The 20,457-nt window shown below is 38.6% G+C and carries 15 protein-coding genes and 5 tRNA genes; 3 read left to right on the forward strand and 17 right to left on the reverse strand.

Annotated features, from left to right (window positions below; all coding sequences use genetic code 11):
- Positions 1–107: 107 nt before the first annotated feature.
- The 5 genes from ALLST_RS10515 to ALLST_RS0107915 form a co-directional block, all read right to left on the reverse strand.
- The gene (locus ALLST_RS10515) at positions 108–1,652 is read right to left on the reverse strand and encodes a S41 family peptidase (protein ID WP_019893616.1); all 1,545 of its coding nucleotides are present in this window, start codon (positions 1,650–1,652) and stop codon (positions 108–110) included.
- Positions 1,653–1,840: 188 nt separating this feature from the next.
- Positions 1,841–1,916: transfer RNA gene (locus ALLST_RS0107900), tRNA-Ala, on the reverse strand.
- Positions 1,917–1,934: 18 nt separating this feature from the next.
- Positions 1,935–2,011 (reverse strand) — tRNA-Ile (locus ALLST_RS0107905).
- Positions 2,012–2,326: 315 nt separating this feature from the next.
- A tRNA-Ala gene (locus ALLST_RS0107910) sits at positions 2,327–2,402 on the reverse strand.
- A gap of 18 nt (positions 2,403–2,420) precedes the next feature.
- A tRNA-Ile gene (locus tag ALLST_RS0107915) sits at positions 2,421–2,497 on the reverse strand.
- Positions 2,498–3,177: 680 nt separating this feature from the next.
- Between ALLST_RS0107915 and ALLST_RS0107925 the strand changes: the two genes are divergently transcribed.
- A tRNA-Ala gene (locus ALLST_RS0107925) sits at positions 3,178–3,253 on the forward strand.
- 184 nt (positions 3,254–3,437) lie between these two features.
- Here ALLST_RS0107925 and ALLST_RS0107930 read toward each other — a convergent pair.
- The 9 genes from ALLST_RS0107930 to ALLST_RS0107970 form a co-directional block, all read right to left on the reverse strand.
- Positions 3,438–4,337 (reverse strand): Cof-type HAD-IIB family hydrolase, encoded by a 900-nt coding sequence (locus ALLST_RS0107930; protein ID WP_019893618.1) that lies wholly within the window; start codon positions 4,335–4,337, stop codon positions 3,438–3,440.
- A 30-nt stretch (positions 4,338–4,367) separates the two neighbouring features.
- Positions 4,368–7,007: an AAA family ATPase gene (locus tag ALLST_RS0107935; RefSeq protein ID WP_019893619.1), complete on the reverse strand. Its 2,640-nt coding sequence runs from the start codon at positions 7,005–7,007 to the stop codon at positions 4,368–4,370.
- Positions 6,994–8,124, reverse strand: coding sequence for an exonuclease SbcCD subunit D (locus ALLST_RS0107940; RefSeq protein ID WP_019893620.1), 1,131 nt, complete (start codon positions 8,122–8,124; stop codon positions 6,994–6,996). Before ALLST_RS0107940 ends, ALLST_RS0107935 begins: the two co-directional genes overlap by 14 nt.
- Positions 8,125–8,278: 154 nt before the next feature.
- Positions 8,279–9,226, reverse strand: coding sequence for a CPBP family intramembrane glutamic endopeptidase (locus ALLST_RS0107945; RefSeq protein ID WP_019893622.1), 948 nt, complete (start codon positions 9,224–9,226; stop codon positions 8,279–8,281).
- Positions 9,220–9,822, reverse strand: coding sequence for a hypothetical protein (locus ALLST_RS0107950; protein ID WP_019893624.1), 603 nt, complete (start codon positions 9,820–9,822; stop codon positions 9,220–9,222). Before ALLST_RS0107950 ends, ALLST_RS0107945 begins: the two co-directional genes overlap by 7 nt.
- Positions 9,822–10,088 carry a hypothetical protein gene (locus ALLST_RS0107955; protein ID WP_019893625.1) on the reverse strand — a complete coding sequence of 89 codons (267 nt, stop codon included), beginning with the start codon at positions 10,086–10,088 and terminating at the stop codon, positions 9,822–9,824. The genes ALLST_RS0107950 and ALLST_RS0107955 overlap by 1 nt, the downstream gene beginning before the upstream one ends.
- 238 nt (positions 10,089–10,326) lie before the next feature.
- Positions 10,327–10,734 carry an Inorganic pyrophosphatase gene (locus ALLST_RS0107960; RefSeq protein WP_156816584.1) on the reverse strand — a complete coding sequence of 136 codons (408 nt, stop codon included), beginning with the start codon at positions 10,732–10,734 and terminating at the stop codon, positions 10,327–10,329.
- A 92-nt stretch (positions 10,735–10,826) separates the two neighbouring features.
- On the reverse strand, positions 10,827–11,363 hold the full coding sequence (locus tag ALLST_RS0107965; protein WP_019893627.1) for a hypothetical protein: 537 nt from the start codon (positions 11,361–11,363) through the stop codon (positions 10,827–10,829).
- Positions 11,356–12,504 carry a glycerate kinase family protein gene (locus tag ALLST_RS0107970; RefSeq protein WP_026472846.1) on the reverse strand — a complete coding sequence of 383 codons (1,149 nt, stop codon included), beginning with the start codon at positions 12,502–12,504 and terminating at the stop codon, positions 11,356–11,358. Before ALLST_RS0107970 ends, ALLST_RS0107965 begins: the two co-directional genes overlap by 8 nt.
- A gap of 327 nt (positions 12,505–12,831) precedes the next feature.
- Here ALLST_RS0107970 and coaBC point away from each other — a divergent pair, with 327 nt between their 5' ends.
- Positions 12,832–14,049, forward strand: coding sequence for a bifunctional phosphopantothenoylcysteine decarboxylase/phosphopantothenate--cysteine ligase CoaBC (coaBC, locus tag ALLST_RS0107975; protein WP_019893629.1), 1,218 nt, complete (start codon positions 12,832–12,834; stop codon positions 14,047–14,049).
- 1 nt (position 14,050) lies between these two features.
- Positions 14,051–14,875, forward strand: a complete 825-nt coding sequence (locus tag ALLST_RS0107980; protein WP_019893630.1) for a type III pantothenate kinase — start codon at positions 14,051–14,053, stop codon at positions 14,873–14,875.
- Positions 14,876–14,919: 44 nt separating this feature from the next.
- On the opposite strand, the gene ALLST_RS10520 is transcribed toward ALLST_RS0107980, so the two are convergent.
- From ALLST_RS10520 to ALLST_RS0107995, 3 genes are read right to left on the reverse strand one after another with little or no spacing between them, the layout of a single operon-like run.
- A complete protein-coding gene (locus tag ALLST_RS10520; RefSeq protein WP_019893631.1) occupies positions 14,920–15,912 on the reverse strand; it encodes a class C sortase in 993 nt (330 codons plus the stop codon).
- Positions 15,909–17,771, reverse strand: a complete 1,863-nt coding sequence (locus tag ALLST_RS0107990; RefSeq protein WP_019893632.1) for an isopeptide-forming domain-containing fimbrial protein — start codon at positions 17,769–17,771, stop codon at positions 15,909–15,911. Before ALLST_RS0107990 ends, ALLST_RS10520 begins: the two co-directional genes overlap by 4 nt.
- Before the next feature lie 12 nt (positions 17,772–17,783).
- Positions 17,784–20,333: a SpaA isopeptide-forming pilin-related protein gene (locus tag ALLST_RS0107995; RefSeq protein WP_019893634.1), complete on the reverse strand. Its 2,550-nt coding sequence runs from the start codon at positions 20,331–20,333 to the stop codon at positions 17,784–17,786.
- Between the last annotated feature and the right edge of the window lie 124 nt (positions 20,334–20,457).

Consider the following 20,457-nt stretch of genomic DNA (forward strand, 5'->3'; position numbering starts at 1 on the left):
CACCTTTTCTTGTCAAAAATTCCTACTTTCCTTTTCAAAAAGTCAATAAAAAAGAATCAATTCAAGACGTTGTGCAACCTCTTACGTCTTCATTGATTCTTTTGTCTTTATTCTGTTGTTTCTTGTTGAGAAGTAACGGCTTCTTGAGCACCCGGCTGAACGGCTGGAGCAGGGATTTCACCGGAATGGATCATCTCTAACGTTTGGAAGAGCACCGAATCATGATTCATTGACTCTTCGTTTAGTTTTTTTGCTAAAAGATCAAGCATCGATTGAAATGTCGTATTATCAATCACACCTGTTGGTTCTAATCCTTGATCGCTTTGGAATGATTTTAAAGCCTCACTACTTGCCACACTAAAATATTCATCCGAACGTTGGGCTGGATAACCTAAATAGCGAAGATAAATCTGCGCTGCTTTCGCATTGGAATGTACACTATCTGGCGTAATATTGAGCGGACTTTCTTCGCTGACAGGAACATAGCTCACTGTCGCAACCTCGCTTAAAGCCACTTCGGCATCCGGAATAAAGCCCACTTTATTGATGGAAAGACCATTTGGTGTTTTCCATTCTGCTTTTGTGAATTTAATAGAAGTGCCATCTTCAAACGGGATTGTTGTTTGTTCTGTTCCTTTTCCATACGTCGTTTGTCCGACTGTCGTTACTTTGTCCGGGATTTGATCTTTTAAAGCCCCGATCAAAATTTCTGAAGCCGATGCCGTATTTTTGTTTTGCAAAATATAAATATGGTCAAACTCGACTTGGGCATAGTTATCTTCTGTTTTGATCGTCTTGACAGTTCCATCTTTTAAACACTCTTGGAAAACCACGCTATTTGAAGGCAATAATGAAGAAGCAATTTGAATGACGGAGCTTAAATAGCCTCCGGTATTATTGCGTAAATCGAGAATTAAATTTTTCGCGCCTTGTTCACGAAGTCGACCAACGGCTTCTGTAAAATCTTTTGCGGTATCTTGGGAGAACGAACTCATAGTGATTAATCCGTTATCTTCCAACATTCTTGCACTTACCGTTTGATCAAACGTGCCCGGGGTTACCATCATATCCACGAGTTCGTCATTGCGTTTAACTTGCATCGCCATACTTTGATTCGCATTCGATTGAATGATTTTTACGATTTCATCCGTTGTTTTTCCGGCTACTTCTTGTTTGGCCACTTTGACAATCTCATCACCCGGTTGAATTCCGGCGCGATCTGCTGCCGAATTCATATATACATCTTTAACAACAAAGCGGTTTTGCGTATCTGTGAAAAAACTCACGCCAATTCCGACATTGCTGCCCGCTAAAGCATCAGAAAACGCACTTGCTCTTTCTAATTCCAAATAGGAAGTATGTGGATCTTGGGGAATTGTCGTCATACCAGTTAACGCATTTTCAATTAATGTTGTTTGAATATTTTCATCATCTTTTGAGTAATACCATTCTTCAGACAACAAATCATAAATCGTTTGGAATTTTTTGAGTTCATCTGATGTTTGAGCGACTTCTGTTTTTGATAAAAACGGAATCGGCACAACGCTTGCAATGACCATTCCCACTACAAGAAATACAATTGCCACTCCCCCAAAAAGAAGAGGTGAGGTATTTCTTTTTTTATTTTTTTGATTTGGATCAACTTTTTGCATAATTATTTTCCTGCCTAATCAAAATCATGTTACTTTTTCGTCTTTGAAAAAAAATTAAAATTTAACATTTAACTTTTAAAGCATGAACGAATTTCAAAATGATGTCAACACGATTTCTTAGGCGGATCTTCAAAGCAAACATAAAAAAAGCCTTTAGGAACGTCACCTAAAGGCTATTATTTGAAAAATGGTGGAGCGTAGGAGGATCGAACTCCTGACCCCCTGCGTGCAAAGCAGGTGCTCTCCCAGCTGAGCTAACACCCCACATTAACAATCAAAAAATGGTGGGCCTGAATGGACTTGAACCAGCGACCTCACCCTTATCAGGGGTGCGCTCTAACCACCTGAGCTACAGGCCCATCTCTTGACTGCTTGAAAATAATAACAGATCCCTAAGCAGAGGTCAAACATATTTTTAATTTTTTTTAAAAAATTTTAAAGCACATTTAATCAGCCCCATTAAGCTCAATCAGCGATCCAATCGATCGTGGTGGATCACCACAATTCATCCTTCTTTTCTAGAATCTATTCCACAAAATCAACGAAAAGAAAAATTAGTCAGTTTAAATATCTTGGCCACAGTAAAAGTAACCAAGCTGCTTTAATCTAAAAAGATCTGTGCGCACAGAAAAAAAGCCTTTAGGAACGTCACCTAAAGGCTATTATTTGAAAAATGGTGGAGCGTAGGAGGATCGAACTCCTGACCCCCTGCGTGCAAAGCAGGTGCTCTCCCAGCTGAGCTAACACCCCACATTAACAATCAAAAAATGGTGGGCCTGAATGGACTTGAACCAGCGACCTCACCCTTATCAGGGGTGCGCTCTAACCACCTGAGCTACAGGCCCATCTCTTGACTGCTTGAAAATAATAACAGATCCCTAAGCAGAGGTCAAACATATTTTTCAAAAAAATTTGACATTTACGCATTTTTTGAAAAAGAACCATCCTTGAAACAGTAAAATATGCTTTATATAAACGATAAACCTTAGCTCGTGCAAAAAATAAAAATCAGAAAAATAATTCAAAAAATATTAAAAGAAATTCAAAGATCGACCTCCGTATCATCAATTTATTTCCCATTCAAAGTGAATATTGCATCTAAATTACACATTCCTCTTCTTTTTGATCCGCAATTTTAGATCCATTGATACTTTCTTTTTAACTTTTATGTCATACTCTTTTGCAAATGATTAACTGTCTTGTTGATAAATTTGATCATTTTAAATAAGAAGCGTCTTCGAGATCAATAGCCAAGTTCATATTTAAAATAGAATCCCCGCTGTCGTCTTATAATAGAAGCAAAAATCGTATCGTCTTTATCATTCTCAAGTCTGTTCTAAATCAACGTCCAAGACTATTCATCATTTTCTTGCCAACCAAATCTTGCTTGATCTCTTCTTGATTTTTTAAATGCACCAATCTTAAGATCATCAAGTCTTTTTCTTCTTTTTATTTAAAAAAAATTTAAATTACTATTTGACCTATGTAGGTGGATCTGTTATTATTTTTGAGTAATCAAACACGTGGGGTGTTAGCTCAGCTGGGAGAGCACCTGCTTTGCACGCAGGGGGTCAGGAGTTCGATCCTCCTACGCTCCACCATTTTTGAAATGATAGTCTCTAGGTCATGACCTAGAGACTTTTTATTATTTATGTAATTTTCCATGACTTAGATTAGAACCTGTAAAAACCAAAGCACATTGCATCTTTTCTATCGATCAAAAAAAGCTCCTTTTCCTTGACCAGCGTTCAATAGATAAGGAGCTTATTCTTTTGTTCTAGTTTTTTATTTTCTTGCGGATAAGCCGTAAAAGTCAGCATCTAACAATTGTTCGATTGCCCATGCTACACCTTCTTCAGCATTTGATTTTGTCATATACTTCGCAACTCGTTTAATTTCTTCATCGGCATTGGCCATAGCAACAGTATGAAAATCCATTTCCATCATCGACAAATCATTTAAGCTATCTCCGAAAATAATTACTTCATCCATTGTATAACCCAGTGATTCGATGAATTCTTTGAGTGCCGGACCTTTTTGGCCCGCAAGGGATGTAATTTCAATATTCGTCGGAAATGAAGAGGCAACCGCAAGTTGAGGCAACTCTTTAGCAGCTTGTTCTTTAATCGCAACCATGCGATCGGCAGGAGCACCAAAACAGAAAACCTTGGCAATTGGTTCCATATTTTGTTCTAACGTTTCAAAATTTGGAAACATATTCGTATTTTCCATCATTTGTCGTGGTCCAAAATCAGGATTTGCGAGAATTTCTTCGTCCGTTTTTCCGGCATTGAAGATCCGCGCATCTTGCAATGCTTTTTGTATAAAATCATCTTCTGTGCCGATAAAAGCCATTTTTTCAAAGCCGTTATATTTCAATCCCACTTCTGGGTATTTTTCAAAGAAAGCAGCAACTGCTCTAAGATCTGGCCAGCTAATCGGATGACGACCTAAAACATGTCCATCACGATCTTCAACTTCTGCTCCACTGTTAAGCAACAAGTCAACATTATCTATTCTGCCATCAATTGCCCCTAAAGCACCTTTTTTAAAGCGTCCTGTCGCAATCACTACACGCATTCCAAGTTTTTGTGCGCGTTTGATCACAGATGCCGTACGGGGTGTGATTTCGTGGTTCTCATTTAAAAGCGTTCCGTCCATATCGACCGCAATGACTTTAATCATCTATCTTCCCTACTTTCTTTGTATTGATCTTTATGCTGTTTGGATACGGGCATGTGATCCCGTAACTGGATCTTTTGAAACGACGATTTGATTATCGATTCGATTCATTAAAGACTCTACGTGGGAAATAATACCGACTAATCTTGAATCCGCCAACATCGATAAAGCAGAAATTGCTTTACTCAGACATTCTTCATCTAACGTTCCAAATCCTTCATCAACAAAAAGCGTTTCCAAGCTGACACCTCCAGCTTCTAATTGAATTTCTTCAGAAAGGCCAAGTGCCAAACAAAGGGAGGCCATAAATTGCTCTCCTCCCGAAAGAGAACGTACAGAACGAGTGGAATTGTTGTAGTAATCTTTGATATCTAATCCTAAACCAACTTTGGAATTTCCTCCTTGTTCATTGGCCCGCAACAATTCATATTGTCCTCCACTCATCATAAACAAACGGGTGTTCGCACGGCGAATAATTTGTTCAAAGAAGGCGATTTGAACATAAGTTTCCAGATTGATTTTAGCTTGTCCGGTTAACGAGCCATTCAGTGTGTCCGATAACAGTTTTAAGTTTTGCGCTTCATCATGCATTTTCGGCAGTTCTTTCATCTGCTCTTCAATGCGTTCGAATAATGTTCGATTCGTTTTTATCACACCATTGAGATGAATAATTTCTTTAGACACATTCTCCCGATCGGTTTCCATTGTTGCAATTTGCGCATTCATTGCGACAAGTAAAGGTTGGATATCTTCTGGCTTTTTCTCAAATGTCTTTAATACCCCTTCAATTTGCGCATCATTTGCCTTTAACTTTTCGTTTTCAGCTTTTGTTTGTTGATACAGTTTTTCGTATTCCGCACATACTTTTTGATCTTGTGCGAGTTTATGCCGTGCTTGTTGCTCGTCTTGAATATCAATTGTCTTTTTCAGTGTTTCTACCCGTTCTAACAAAGCATGAACTTCCAATTTTGCTTGGGATAATTGTTCTTGTTTGTCTTTGAGCACTTTTTGCGCTTGCTCTAACTTTGTTTGGTTTTGTTGGTGCAACTTCGTCAATTGTTGTTTTTGTTGATTTTGAACAAACAATTCTTTTTGTTCTTTTAAAACTTGTTCAATATCAAGGTTGCCTAATTGTTGTTGCAAACTGATGATATCTTGATCAAGATATTCAATTTCCTGCGCGAGTTTGGCACAAATCACACTTTGGTTTGTTGCTTGTTTTTCTTTTTTACTTCTGATTGTTTCCAGTTTACGAACCTCTTCTTCTTTTGGGGTTTGATCATTAAAAGAAGCAGGGTGTGGATGGTCTAAAGAACCACAAACTGGACATGGTTGATGATCTTGTAAATCTTGTGCTAAAAGCCCCGCTTGTCCGGCTAAAAACAGCTGATTCGCATTTGTGTAGTCATTTTGCGCTTGCAAAGCTTGTTGATTGTATTCAATAAACGTTGCTTGTTCTTTCTTTTGTTTTTCTAATTGTGCCGCTTGTTTACTTTGGAGCTGTTTTAATTTTTCAACCTTTTCCACCTGCGCTTTATTTTTTTCAATTTTCGCTTCTAGATCTTGCCATTGTTGAAGTTGCTTAGCTTGGACTTCTAATTGAATTTTCCCTTCTTGAATTTGGGCTTCTTCTTTTTGACACGCATTTTGAATTTGTTCAAAATTCATTTGTGCTCGTTTTTGTTTTGCCTGCACTTGCTGTACTTGTTTAAATTGATCGAGTTGTTCGACAAGTTTTTTTTGACCATAAATCAATTGTTCAATTTCTGGTTTTTGCTTTTCGAGCAATTCTAAATTCTTTTCATTTTCAACAAGCTTTGGCATTAATTCTTCTTTTTGTTTTGTTGCTTGAACAAACGTTTGATAGCGGGCAGCTTGTTGTGTCAACAAGCCTTTTTGTTGGAACAAATTCGCAGATTGTTTAGTCAGTTCTTTTTCTTTTTGTTGCAGTGTTGCAAGTGCACTCGTTTTTGTTTTGAGCCATTGCTCAATTAGTTCAACACTTTCTTTTTCTTCTTCGCTAAGTTCTTCTAAAGCGTCTATTGCCAACTGAAGCTGTTCTTGTGCTTGATCCGTTTTAGCAATTGCTTGTTTTGCCTTTTCATGAATCATGTCTTGCAGACGGGAATAATCACTCGTTTGGAATAACTCTCTAAAAATTTTGGTTCTCTCTTGGGTCGAAGCGAGTAATAATTTCAAAAATTCCCCTTGTGCTAAAATCGCAACTTGTTTGAATTGCTTCATATCTAATCCAATCAAGTCATTCATCGCTTGGCGCACTTCATTGACTTTGGTGAGTACTTTAGCATGTTTAAAATCTGTGAATTCCACACTAGAAGGGTGCTTAGTCAATCCCGTCCCCGTCTTTTTGGCCCGCATATATTCGGGAGAGCGTCTAATCAAATAACGTTCATCATGAAGCAAAAACTCTAATTCAACATAAGTATCCAAATTGGGATTGGCATATTTGGAACGTAACATCTCTGGTTTACGAATATCCCCAGATAATTCCCCATATAAGGCATACACAATCGCATCGAAAATCGTTGTTTTTCCTGATCCTGTATCCCCACTAATCAAAAAGAGTCCTTTATTTTCAAACAAAGTAAAATCGACTTCTTGTTTTTGGACATAAGGTCCAAAGGCTTGCATCGTTAATTTAATCGGCTTCATGTAGTGCCTCCCAACATGACTGAATCAGTTTTGCTTGATGTTCATCCATTTGCACTCCATTTTGGAGCGCAAAAAATTCCTCAATAATCATTTGTGGCGTTTTATGACTTGCTTCTAACGGTTTATAATCGCTAATTTCGTTTTCCCGTCTAATTTTGGCATAGCTAATCGAAAGAATTTTGGGATAGATGGCATGTAATTTTTCAAATGCATCATAAATTTCTTGTTGATCGTCTAAAACGATATAAAAATAGTGATCTAAATTTTGTTTTTGTCTAAATTCACGACTGACCAGTTGCTCAAATGTGCCTTCGATTTTGACAAAATCACAAGAAAGCTGTAAAGGAAAGAGCGTCTTTTCAATCGAATGATCCATCTTTGTTTCGATCATCGTGATCGATTTTTCTGTTGTAATTTCGGAAGCAGAAAATTTCAGTAACGTTCCTGGATACCAGTTATTCTCCCTTCCCGCTTTTTGCGGACGATGCAAATGGCCGAGTGCAGCATAGTCAAATTTTTCGAGCACTGCACTATCAACTTCGTCTAAAGTTCCAACATAAGCAATTTCACTATCACTTGCTGATGCACCTTTATAAAATTGATGGCTAAGTAAAATATTGGTCGCATCCGCTTTTAGATTTGCTTGATCTAGTGCTAGACGAATCGCATCGCTCCAATTTTCTACCTCACATTCATATTGCAAACGGACTTGAGCCGGACGTAAAAACGGTAAAAAGTGAATGCGAACACTTTCATCAGATTTGTTTAAATCAACGTATTCGATTTCACCTTTCCATTCTGTTTGGATATGAATTGAAGATGCTTTCATCAACTCATTGCCAAACCCTAAGCGGCCTGCCGAATCATGATTTCCGCTAATCATAAACACATCGATCGAACGATGGTTTAACTCATTTAAAAACCAATCTAATAAATCGATTGCATTGACGGGTGGTATTGCTGTGTCATAGACATCACCACAAATCAAAACACCATCTACTTGTTGTTGATCAGCGATTTGCAAAACAGCTTCTAATGCTTCTTTTTGTTCTTCAATCAAGTCATAGCCAAATAGCTTTTTCCCTAAATGTAGATCGGCTAAATGAATAAATTTCATAACAGTCTCCTTTCAAAGCCCCCTTGCTTATTCAAATAAGCTACCTTTACCTTACCTGAAAATGATGAATTTGGTGAAAATATATCCTATTTTTGTCAAAAAAACATCAGCCGTCTGTAGGCTGATGTTTTAGTTCAGATAAATATTTTTATGATCAATAAATTTCGAATATTGAGATGATGACTGATAAAAAAGAAATCATCGCAAATACGATTGCAACAAACCAGAACCATCCACTACGAACGAGAACGGACCATTCTTTTTTCGCTTGCGAACTCAACAAAATCATCGCACTAACTTCTTTGCGTTCTTTATACCATACGTAGCATCCGCATACGACAAGCACGAGTAATAAAAGAGAAAGAAGCGTAACCATAATACCCGTATCGAACGCTGTCACAACGACGGCGATAAAGTTATTCAAAATATGAAGTAAAACGGTCACTAACAAGCTTCCACTTCTCAAATAAATATAGCCAAAACAAATTCCGCTAAAGAAAGCTGGAATTCCTTGATCTAAATTCATGTGCATCAAACTAAAAATCAATGCCGAGACAACAACCGCAAAACCTTTGTTGTAGCGCGCAAGTGAATTACAAATCATTCCTCTAAAAATGATTTCTTCACTAATCCCCGCAACAATTCCCACGGAAATCAAATTCATAATGAGATAAAAGGCATTTGGACTATACACTTCTACTTCCGGAATTTGCGTACTGAAGAATGACAAAATCAAATTAAAGAACACAATAATCAAGCCACTAAAGAAGTTGACACTGTAGTGCATCGCCACGCCTTTACCCAACCAATTCCAAGAGAACTGTTTAAAGTTCAATAGCTTTGAAACATTGATATGGAATACTTTTGCGCCATAAATAATTGCACAGGTTGCTGCAATAATTGAAGTTACAATTTCCCAGACAGTAAAAATCATTGAGTAAGTAGAATAACTTACGGGTAAACCAACGATAAATGATGATCCCAGGAACATCACGATAAATTGAACTGCGAACAACAACAAGCAAGTTTTGATCGCATAGTTAATCGTCTTTTTTAATCCCGTTGTGTCAAAATAAGTTTTTTCATGAGGATCTTCTACCATGTTACTACCTCTTCGTCTTCGTTAAACTGGTCTTGTGATTCTTGAGCGCGTTGACGACGTTTTTCTTCTTTCCAAATCGCATAAGGCAACATGATTCCTTGGTCTAGCGGATCCCCTTCAAACTTCATCGGTGTTTTCATCTTTTCGAATTCTGGAGACCGCGTTAATTTTTCGCTTGGAGTCGACATCATGATCGATCTAAACACCGGTGGGTTTTTACCCATTTCGACAAAGATGGTTTTTGTCAAACCATAGATCCCTTCATGACGTTTACCCGTATGGAAACTAAATTCCTGCAAAATTGCTCGACAAAATTCACGTAAACTATATTCATCGATATTTGTTTTGAACATGATAAATGGAATTTTATCGTTTGTGATATAGAGCGGTGAGCTCACCACAAATTTATTGCAGATCGCACGAGGAATTTCATTACGCATCATATCCTCGAAATATTCAGCATATTGTGGGTCATTTGCCATAAGTTCTTCATTAGGAAGAACTTCAAAATATAAAGTTGGGTTCACAGAACCATTGCGGTAGAGTGATCCACGTGTCGTTTTCGTGTAAATAATGGGATAAGCTTTTTTTGCCATTATTGTTTCTCCCTTCGCCAAGCGTAATATTCTTCATCTTTTTTCTCATCGATTCCATCACTACTTTTTAAAATCTGCCCTGGATAGTGTCCATAAAGGTCCAAAAAGCCTTGTTCATCGAGTCGTAATGTATGATGGTGCCCCGTAACATAATAAATATCGTTTTCAAAACGGGCGAGTGTCTGTAAATCAATAAACTTCACTGTATAACCATTTTGAAGTGCTTCAATTAATGCATACGGGGTATTCAGAATTGTTTCATTCATAGTTTCAATTTTAAATGATCTCCACCGAACAATCAAACCTAGCGCAAAATGCTTAGAATAAAATAAGAATTTACAGACGAATTAAATCCATTCAGCTTGATCCTATTGTAAGAAAACTATCTTTTCCATACCATTTTAGAATCAACACATCATAATAAATGGATATCTTTATATTAGGTAAAAAAAAAAGAGCTTTTTCAGCTCTTTTCAAAGGAACTTTCTATCCCCTATATTTGTTTTAATGATCTGAATCTGCCCATTGTGGAACAGTGCTCGAGCGGCGTACCATAATTGCTTTTTGGAATTCAGTCGCATTAATAAATTTCAAAATTATATTGCATTCTTCTGGCGTGCATCCAATCAAAACTTTCGTGATGACTTCACGAGAAAGAATATCTGCTTGAATCACAATTGCTGTTGCCTGCATGTTTTTTAAAGAACCGTGAAAACAATATAAAGGGGTAGAAGGAGCAGAAATCGTGTCTTTGATCGTTCCAAAATCAAACGGATAAACCAAACCAGGATAATCAAGCGCTGCTTCCCCTTGCTTGCGAGTGACCTCCCATTTACCTGAAAGAATCAATGTATCTAACTTTTGCCAAAAATAAACATTATTCTCAAGTTCGTTTTCTTTAATTTTCATCATTTCCTCCTTCTTACAGTATTCTTTACAGTAAACAATTTCACAAAATTGTTCAAGTCACCTTATCTTTTTTTCTGATTCTTGATGAAAATCGCTTACTCTTGTGCTAAATATGTCCAAACATCAATTGGTCTTGCTTGTTCCCAATTAATTGTTGAATCCACATTCCAATTCGAGATTGTATAATTCGCTTCATCGTATCCAATTCCCACATCAACAGGAAGACCTTCTTCAATTTTATAAATACTTGGCGTGTATAAGAAGTAAGGGAAAATCGACAAAAACTGTTTTCCTTCTTCTGTAGAAGAAATCAGTGTCATATCACCTTCCGCTTCCCGGTACAACTCATAATCTGTCGTATCTAAACGATACACATTGTACTGACCTTTATGATCTGCTTTTGTTTCTTCTAAATACGTATTCATCGAATTACAGAATGGACAATTATCGCGTTCAACCATCAAAGTAAATGTTTCTTTATCGGCAATCATCTCTTGCAAGACTTCCATATTAATTTCCTTGATTTCTAATTCTTTGTTGGCATCTTGTCCATTGGCACATCCGGTAAAACTGAACAACACTGCGCAAGTCATTGTTGTAGAAATTAGTTTTTTGAATATCGTATTAGTCATCTAAATTACTCCTTTGAATTGTCCGTATTAAGCGCATGAGGTTATATGCTTCTTGACAAAGATTTTTTGGTCCTTGTAGTAAGGCGTATTGAAAACTCATCGCCCGATCTGCCGTCGAAAACAAGGCAGTAATTCCTTGTTTATAAAGACTTTCATATCCTCGCCCTAGTGCTCCTGAAACAACGATGACCGGTTTATCATATTCTTGGGCCATCATGCCGATTTGAGAGACGACTTTTCCACAAGAAGATTGGGCATCGCTTTGTCCTTCTCCAGTAAAAATCAAATGCGCTTGAGCAATCTTTTCTTTTAATCCGCCTTCTAAAAGAACTTCTATTCCATTTTGCATCGTCGCACCAAACAACCCGATTAACATGCCGCCAATTCCCCCAGCAGCACCTGATCCTGGTGATTCATTCATGTCCACATGGAAGGTTTGATCAATTTTGTTTCTTAAAACCGTCATTCCATATTCGATATCCATGAGGTTTGTTGGCGTTAGTCCTTTTTGGCGACCGAAAATATAAGTTGCGCCTTGTGTTCCTAATAAATAATTGGTCACATCACAAGCCGCAATCAATTGACAGTCATGGCTAAAATAGAAATTACGCTTATCAATAAAAGCGATTCTTTTTAAATTGCGCGTGCACGGGCGCAAAATTCGGTGTTGGCGATCATAGAAGACTGCCCCAAAAGAAGCAGCTAATCCCATACCACCATCGTTACATCCCGTACCTCCAAGACCAATCACCAACCGCTTAATTTCTCGTTGTTTTTGAACTTGTTTAATCAAGATCCCTAAGCCATAACTCGAAGAATCGAGAACATGTCTTTCTTCTAATGGATATAACGTTAATCCCAAAACGCTTGCCGCTTCAATACAAGCTGTTTTCGTCTTGGCATCATAAGCCCAATCTACAAAAATTGGTTTGCCATACAAATCTTTAGCATATGCCTGCAAAAGTTCAGCTTGAAATACTTGTTCAAACGCTTCGACCATTCCCTCGCCACCATCGCTGATCGTAAACTTTTCGCATTGAATGCTTGGATCTGCTTGTAAAATTCCATTTTCAATTTGTGCATTCGCTTCAGAGCTTGTCATACAACCCTTAAACGAATCTGAAACAATTAGTACATTCATATTTTTATTGTATCAGCACGAAAACGGATTGCACCGATTTCCAATCGTTTTCTCTTTAAGTAGACTCATTTTCTTTGCTTTAACAATCACGAATCATCCAAAGAAAGTCCAAGGCCAAATGAAATAGAAATGCAAATCGTTTTCATTTCTTCTAAAACCACCGGATAGCACTTATTTGTGATTTTTTTATCATTTTATCCTCTGAGTTAGCGTGTTATTTTGGAATTTCTTTAAACGGTTTGTATAATAAAAAACGCAACATAATCCTGATGTCCAAAAAGCCGTTAATTTTGACTCTTTTGGCTCAATACATGAAAGGCTTATCTTATGGAGAATCGAAATATCCTGATTGGGATCACCGGCTCAATTGCCGCTTATAAAATATGTTCCCTCGTCAGTTCTTTATCCAAACAAGGCTATAACGTAAAAGTTATTGAAACAAAACACGCTACCGCATTTATTCCACCGCTCACTTTAGCAGCATTAAGTCATCATGACGTATATACCGATGAATTTAATGGTGAAAATGAAGCGCTGATTCCACATATTGCCCTCACTAAATGGGCCGATGTTTTTTGCATTGCCCCAGCTGATGCCAACATTCTTGCCAAAGCTGCAACCGGCATTGCGGATGATTTATTATCTAGTGCCATTCTTGCTTGTAATAAGCCAATTTTAGTGGCTCCTGCAATGAATGTTCACATGTACGAAAATCCTGCGACACAAGCCAATCTCAATACATTGCGCTTACGCGGTTGGCAGGTGATCGAACCCGAAAGTGGCGTTCTTGCTTGCCAAGATACCGGAAAAGGACGCTTAGCCGATTTAACGACAATCGAACATGCGATCATCAATCTTCTTGAGCAACAAAATAGTGATCAAGATTTACTGGCCAACAAAAAAGTCGTCATTTCTGCTGGACCTACTGTTGAGTCATTAGACCCTGTCCGCTTTTTGTCGAATCACTCTACTGGCAAACAAGGATATGCGATTGCTCGCGCTGCCCAAAAAATGGGCGCTGATGTCGTCTTAGTTTCTGGTCCCGTTCACTTAGAAAAGCCACAAGGCGTAAGACTCATTCCTGTTGTCGATGCAAGACAAATGGAAGAAGCGATGAAGCAAGAAAGTGGCGATGCTGATTTTGTGATCATGGCTGCGGCAGTTGCCGATTTCCGCTTCAAAGAGACTTTTGATCAAAAAATGAAGAAAGAAAACGATCGCGACACAATCACTTTCGAATTAGTGAAAAATCCCGATATTCTTGCAAGCCTGGGCGCAAACAAAAAGCCAGGTCAAGTTTTATGTGGTTTTGCGATGGAAACTGAAAATCTCGATCATAATGCCCGTGCAAAACTTGAAAAGAAAAACTGCGATTTACTTGTCGCCAATAACTTAAATACAGAAGGTGCTGGTTTTGGAACTGACACGAATGTCGTTTCTTTATTATTAAAAGATTCCACACAACACCTTGGCATGCAAAACAAAGAAGAACTCGGTCGCACCATTTTAAAAACAATGTTGCAGCTACAGAAAGGCCAAGCTTAATATGTTACTTTGCGTAGACGTTGGAAACTCAAATATTACATTAGGTGTATTCGATGGAGATCAATTGATCTGTAACTATCGAATGAATACAAAAATGCGCCGTACTAGTGATGAATATGGATTTTTGCTCGAAAGCTTTTTGCGCAGTGCGAATTTAAATCATTCAGATATCGAAGGTGTCATTGTCAGTTCCGTTGTTCCTAAAGTCATGCACTCCTTCCGCAATGGGATTATCAAATTTCTCGGCATTGAGCCTTTAGTCATGGGGCCAGGGGTAAAAACCGGCGTAAGTGTGCAACTCGAAAACCCACGTTCAGTTGGGGCTGACCGTATTGCCGATGTTGTCGGTGCTGTTAAAGAATACGGTTATCCTTTACTTATCGTTGATTTTGGCACTGCTACAACTTATGACTACGTCGATGAGTACGGTGTTTTTAAAGCTGGTGCAATTAGCGTCGGCATTGAAACAGGCGCCAATGCACTTTGGGCCCAAACGGCACAGCTTCCTGAAATCGAAATCAAAAAGCCACGCTCTGTCATGGCCAAAAACACACAAAGCGCAATGCAAGCTGGTGTTTTCTATCAATTTTTAGGTGGTTTTGAAAAAACAGTCGAAGCCTTCCGTAAAGAATCAAAAACAGATTTTAAAGTCATTGCGACTGGTGGTTTAGGACGCGTTATTTACCAATACACGGACGCCATTGATGTCTATGATCCAACACTGATCTTTAAAGGATTAAAGACAGTCTATGAACGTACAATCGAACACGAAAAATCGCATCCATCCCATCATCAAGGCGATCATTTTTCAAATAAAAACGAATAAAAACAATCCCGTTCAGCAAGATGAAAAACTGAGCGGGATTTTTCTTACTCAAAACGCTCGCGATATCGTTTCTTACGCAAACGTTTTTCTTTTTTAGATAAATTCATTGGCTCCATATGAAATGTATATTCACCAAAATCAACACGTCTATTCCCTAAATCCTTTGGCCAATCACAAAATTCTGCACTTGAAGAAAGCCTCTCTGTTTTCTTTTTTCTATTGTTCATCGTCACCATCAAGACGATCACGACAACAACTGCTAAACCAAATGGCCATAAACTAAAGATTATTTGTCTAGATGATGGCCATTTAGATAGTTCTAAAGGTTGATTTTGTGATTGTTCAATAATTTCTGGTGTAGGTTGAATACGATTCCCTGTCACTAAAAGGCGATGCGTATTGATCCCATAAGGTGTACAAGTCATCAATGTAACTAGATCACGACCTTCTTCGATTTGGAGTACTTCTAAATCATCCGGTTCAATCACTTGTAGTGATTCGACTTGATAGTAAAGCGTCCCTTGCGGATTGACGATCTCAAACATGTCCCCTTGGCAAAGTTCATCCAGGCGGGAAAACAATGTCGCATGAACCGTTCCGCCATGCGCAGCAATGACACTTCTACCTGTTGCCGATCCAATGGGCAATGAAGAAGAAGGTAAATGCCCTGCCCCTGTTTGGAGGACTTCATCACTACATCCATGATAAATCGGTAAAGAAACATCAATACTAGGAATTCTAATAATCCCCATAACACCATCATCAAAGAAGCGCAATTGGTTTTGATACGCTTCATCTCTTTCATCAATTCCACTTAATCCTTGCGTATTTTGGGCAAGCTTTTCATTCCACTCTAACGCTTGCGCAATTTGTTGATCACGCAAACTCAAATCTAATTCTTCACTCTTTTGGTGAATTGAACGTATTTGTTGGGCATTTTCTTGACGCGAAATGAGGGGCAAGATCGTTGGAACTAACGTCAATAATAGTCCGCTTCCAATGAGTACAACGATCAAAAATCGTTTCAAATACTTCATGAAGAATGTTTTCTTGATTTAGAAACGAGAACGATCGCAATTCCTAATCCGCAAACAAAACTGCCACTGATCAAATAAAACCAAACCCCATTTTCACCAGTCATCGGTAATTCTTTTCCTGTACGGTTGATGACATCAAAGATGATCGTGCCTAGATTTCCAGCGATTTGATCCCCCTCAAGTGTGATATCGACTGAATGACTTTGCCCATCATAACTTTCTTGATAAGCAATTTCCCCCGTCAAATCCTTTAAGACATCATTCGCATTCGCACTTCCGGCAACATATTCATTGCGATTGGTCGTATAAACAGGTTTGATATCGAGTTGAATTGGCGTTAATGGACCATGGAATCCTTCCGGTGCTTTTGTTTCTTTTAGATAATACGTTCCCCCATCTAATCCACAAATTGCGATTTTCCCATCGGCTTGCGTAATCAATTCTTCCTTGCTTGTCCCACTTGGATCAACAACATAATAAGTTTGATCTTCTTGGATCACTTTTTTTAGACCGATCTCATTGCGACAATTTTGATCGCGATATAGCCGGAAATGCGCATGAGCCAGCGGTGGATATTGGCCATTAGCTTGTTGGGCAGAAATTTTCGTTCCTGACAAATTAAATGTAAAAGCAACAACGCTATCCCACAAAGTCGATCCGGTATCGCCTTGACCATCACGATCTGGGTTATTGGAATATTCGAGTTTCACTTTATTTTCAAATCCTGGTCGTCCAGGAAGGGCTGCTGCACTTTCCTTGAGCTTTGCTTGATAACTGACTTGTACCGTTTGGCCATAAGTCTTTTTTGACTCATCTTTTTGGGACGCATAAAAATTTTGATCGATTAGCGTCTTTAAATTTTCAATGCGAATTTGAAAAGTCTCACCGGGTTCTAAACGCTTTGCATCGGTGACAACTTGAAACTGACCTTGATTTAAACGCACAGTTTGATCACCAGAAATCAGTTGCACTTGAATCGATTCAACATCCAATTGTAATGCGGTATCCATTTGATCATGAAAAATCATTTTGTATTCTGCATAAGCTCGAATTGGTGGGACTGTCGTTTTAAATTGATATGGAATCTCTTGGCCGATTTCATAATCGCCAATATCATTCCAGCCCAAATTATTATCATCTTCATGAATTTTCTTTTCCACGACTGGATAGTTTCCTTTTAGTTCAATATCTTGATTGCCTTCTACAGTAGAAACCATAATGAGCGATTGGGCCCCGGCAATGGACGTATGATCGGCATTTACTTCATCAATTAAGTAATAACCTTTTTCTAGGTTTGACACGACATAATCTTGATTGGCCGTATGTTCTTTGCCAACGACTTCTGTGCGATCTGCTTTTACACCTTGCTTGTTCAATTCATCCCGTAAGTCTTGCACAAAAATACGAAACATACTTGTATCACTTTCAAGTTGGCCATTTTTCGTTTGTAGTGATTCGATGTAGTGTAAAGCCGTATTGATATCAATTTGTTCGGGAGTTTTATCCTCAGTTTGCCCTATAGGTTTATTTTTGTTGTACCAGCGAGCGACAACAGTTTGGATTGCTAATTGTTTTTTTGCATCTTGTGTCGGATCGGCGCTTGTACAAAATGAATAGGCATATGAACTCTGGTTTGCAGAGACAACCACGTCAAAAATTTTAAAGACTTCAAATGTTCGTCCTGCTAAACTTCCTGCATTTCCTGGTTTTAGCGTGATATCCACATTGTGATGTCTAAGATTCATCGTTGGCATGAATGGCGTGTTCGTTTTGGCATGAATTGGGGTTGTCCAAAGACAAGTTGCTGCTAAAAGAGCCATCGCCTTTGTATAGACTTTATATTTTTGTTTTTTCATCATTTCCATTACTTTCTATTTTTTATTTTTTGATCTTTGATTGGACTTTGATTCCATTGCTAGCGCAAGAAAAATGCATCCTAAACTCAAAGTTAAAATGATTTTCATCCCATGACTTCCTGTTTGAGGTAGTGTCGCTTTGATGTGATTCACGATTTGCCCTTCAAGAACATATTGACCATTTGCTGAAGCGTTATAAAATGTGCCATTTCGTATCTCTTGTGGCTTTTGATTTGACACAGCGTTCATATTGACCCAAAAGCTATACCCCTTATCTCCACCACTACAGAGAATGGAATATTTTTTGACCTTACCACTAGCCGTTGTCGGCAAAATGTATCCCTTTGGTGCTTTAGTTTCCACCAAAACATACTGAGACAGATTTAATCCCGCAAAAACAACTTGCCCATTTTCATCCGTAACGGCTTTCCCCACACATTCAGTCATAGCAAGGTCTTTAAATAAGCTAAACTCGGCACCCGCTAGTGGTTGTAGCTGATCATCATATTTGTAAAGTTTGATCGCAAATGATTGTTTTGCGTTTTTTACCGTTAAAATCCCCATTTCATAATCGAAAAGTTGTGAATGTTCATCATCGAGTACTTCAATTCCATCTGCTTTAACTTCAATGAAGATCGGTACCGGATTAAGTTGGTAATGAGGTGGGGCTTTTGTTTCTTCTAATCGCCATTTTCCAAGCTCATTGAATGAAAGATTCACTTGGCCATTTTCGTCACATACCAATTTTGTCTGTTTTCCACTTGGACTGGTAAGTTGAAATTCCACATGAGCAAGGGCTTTTCCACTCGTTAAATCTTTCTTTTTTAAAATGATAGTTTCTGGTCGGTTATAGAAAATCGGTACTTGATAAATATCGAGTACTTCGCTTGTTGATTGTTTTGGATCTAAGGGGATGACATGCACGCGATCATCTAAAACAAATCCTTCCGGTACCGCAATTTCTTCAATCGTCAAAACACCAATAGGAAAAATCGATCCAGCAATCTTTACTTCTCCATATTCATCACAAATCAAATCATCACGCTCATATAGCGGCTTTGTATTTTTATATCGGCCAGGCTCTTTAGGGTCGATATCATAAAACCGGAGGCGAAATCGTGTTCCTTTCAAACGGGAATCAATGTCATGAGTAAAAGCATTGTGCTTTTTAACGAGTAGATCGATTGGAATATATTGTGGTCGATCTACTACCATGATCCGACATGGGCCTTGAACACTCGAATTTGCATCTACCTCGATGCGATGCCACGAAAGATCTAAAGCATACCCTTTTGGGGGGTTAATCTCCTTAGCCCAATATATTCCTGGTTCTACTTCTAAAACTTCAGACGCTTGATCTTGGCCAATGGTCAGTTGGGCAATTTCTTTAGCCCCTTCTGGTTGATTTCCTTTGACAATTTTGTAAACTGCTCCCGCTAATGAATAATTCGTTGTGCTCGCTAATTCAAAGTGTTCGTCACTTGCTGTTTTGATCAGCTGCAAAGCCCCTTTTTCTGGATTAGTCATTGTCCCATAAGCTAAAGGTTGAAAAGGGACTTGTTGGCCTTTGTGGTTCAATCCTTGACCGGCAAACGAGGCAATATACACTTTGAATGCACTTGGTGGTGAGGGTTTTTCAACGATCGTTTTCCAAACATCAAACATCCCGTTGCTCCAAATCACACCGCCCAACTCATTATTGGCAATACATTTTTGGCTATAAGCTTGGGAAACGAGATCATCTGTAATGACAATTTGTTGGGCTTCATTAAACCCAAGACTGCCGAGAATATTAGCTGGGCCGCCATAGCCGTAATACAAAACACGACGAAGTTGCTCGTTTTGGCTTGGCGTTACATCGATCGCCTGTACTCCACTTGTTGGCATCGCACGCAAATAATCGGCGCAAAATCCTTGGCATCCATTCGACAATCGCCAACTTCCATTACTCATGTAATGACCAAAAATTGGAACTTGAACTTTAGAAACGACGCTCGAAATAAATAATCCATTGAAAACCGATCTTGCCATCAATCGTCTTGGCGGTTGGGGCGAAATTGAATGAAGCCACTTGCGATTCAAGAGTTGAAAACAGCCCGGTATGGTAAGTTCTTGTTGATCGTGGCTTTCAAAGTAAGCTTCTGGCAAAAAACCTTCTGCATCCAAATGGGTTGTAGTTTGCGTAAGGCGGCCCACTTCAAATCGCAAATCTTGCCATTGTTGGGCACGGTTGTCGTGATAATCGTTGACGATTTGTATAACCGCAGTTCGAAACGTGGCTAAAAGTTCTAAAAACTCTTCCTCACTCAAGGCGCATTCATCGAGTTTAAGCCAGTCCACAATGCCTACTTCTTCGGTATTTTCGCTTTGTTCCGTGCTTTCTACACTTGAAGTTTGAAGATTTGATTCTTGTTGGGTTTGACTACTTTTTAATTCTTGGCTAGCCATGGTAGGTTGTTCTCTTTTGGCAAAGGTCATTAAATTGTCGGACATGAAAAAGCTGACGCATAGAGTGCTAGCCAAAATGATGCAAAGTACTTTTTTGATTAGGGATTTGATCCACATAGTTCCTCCTTTCTCAACACACTGTCCATTGCGATCGCAAGCTCACTCTACTTCGCAAAATACAATTCAACAATGATTATCAATCAATCTATTTGTGTGATCTTCACGCAAAAGAATCGCATTG

The organism is Allobaculum stercoricanis DSM 13633, from assembly GCF_000384195.1.
Taxonomy (GTDB): Bacteria; Bacillota_I; Bacilli_A; order Erysipelotrichales; family Erysipelotrichaceae; genus Allobaculum; species Allobaculum stercoricanis.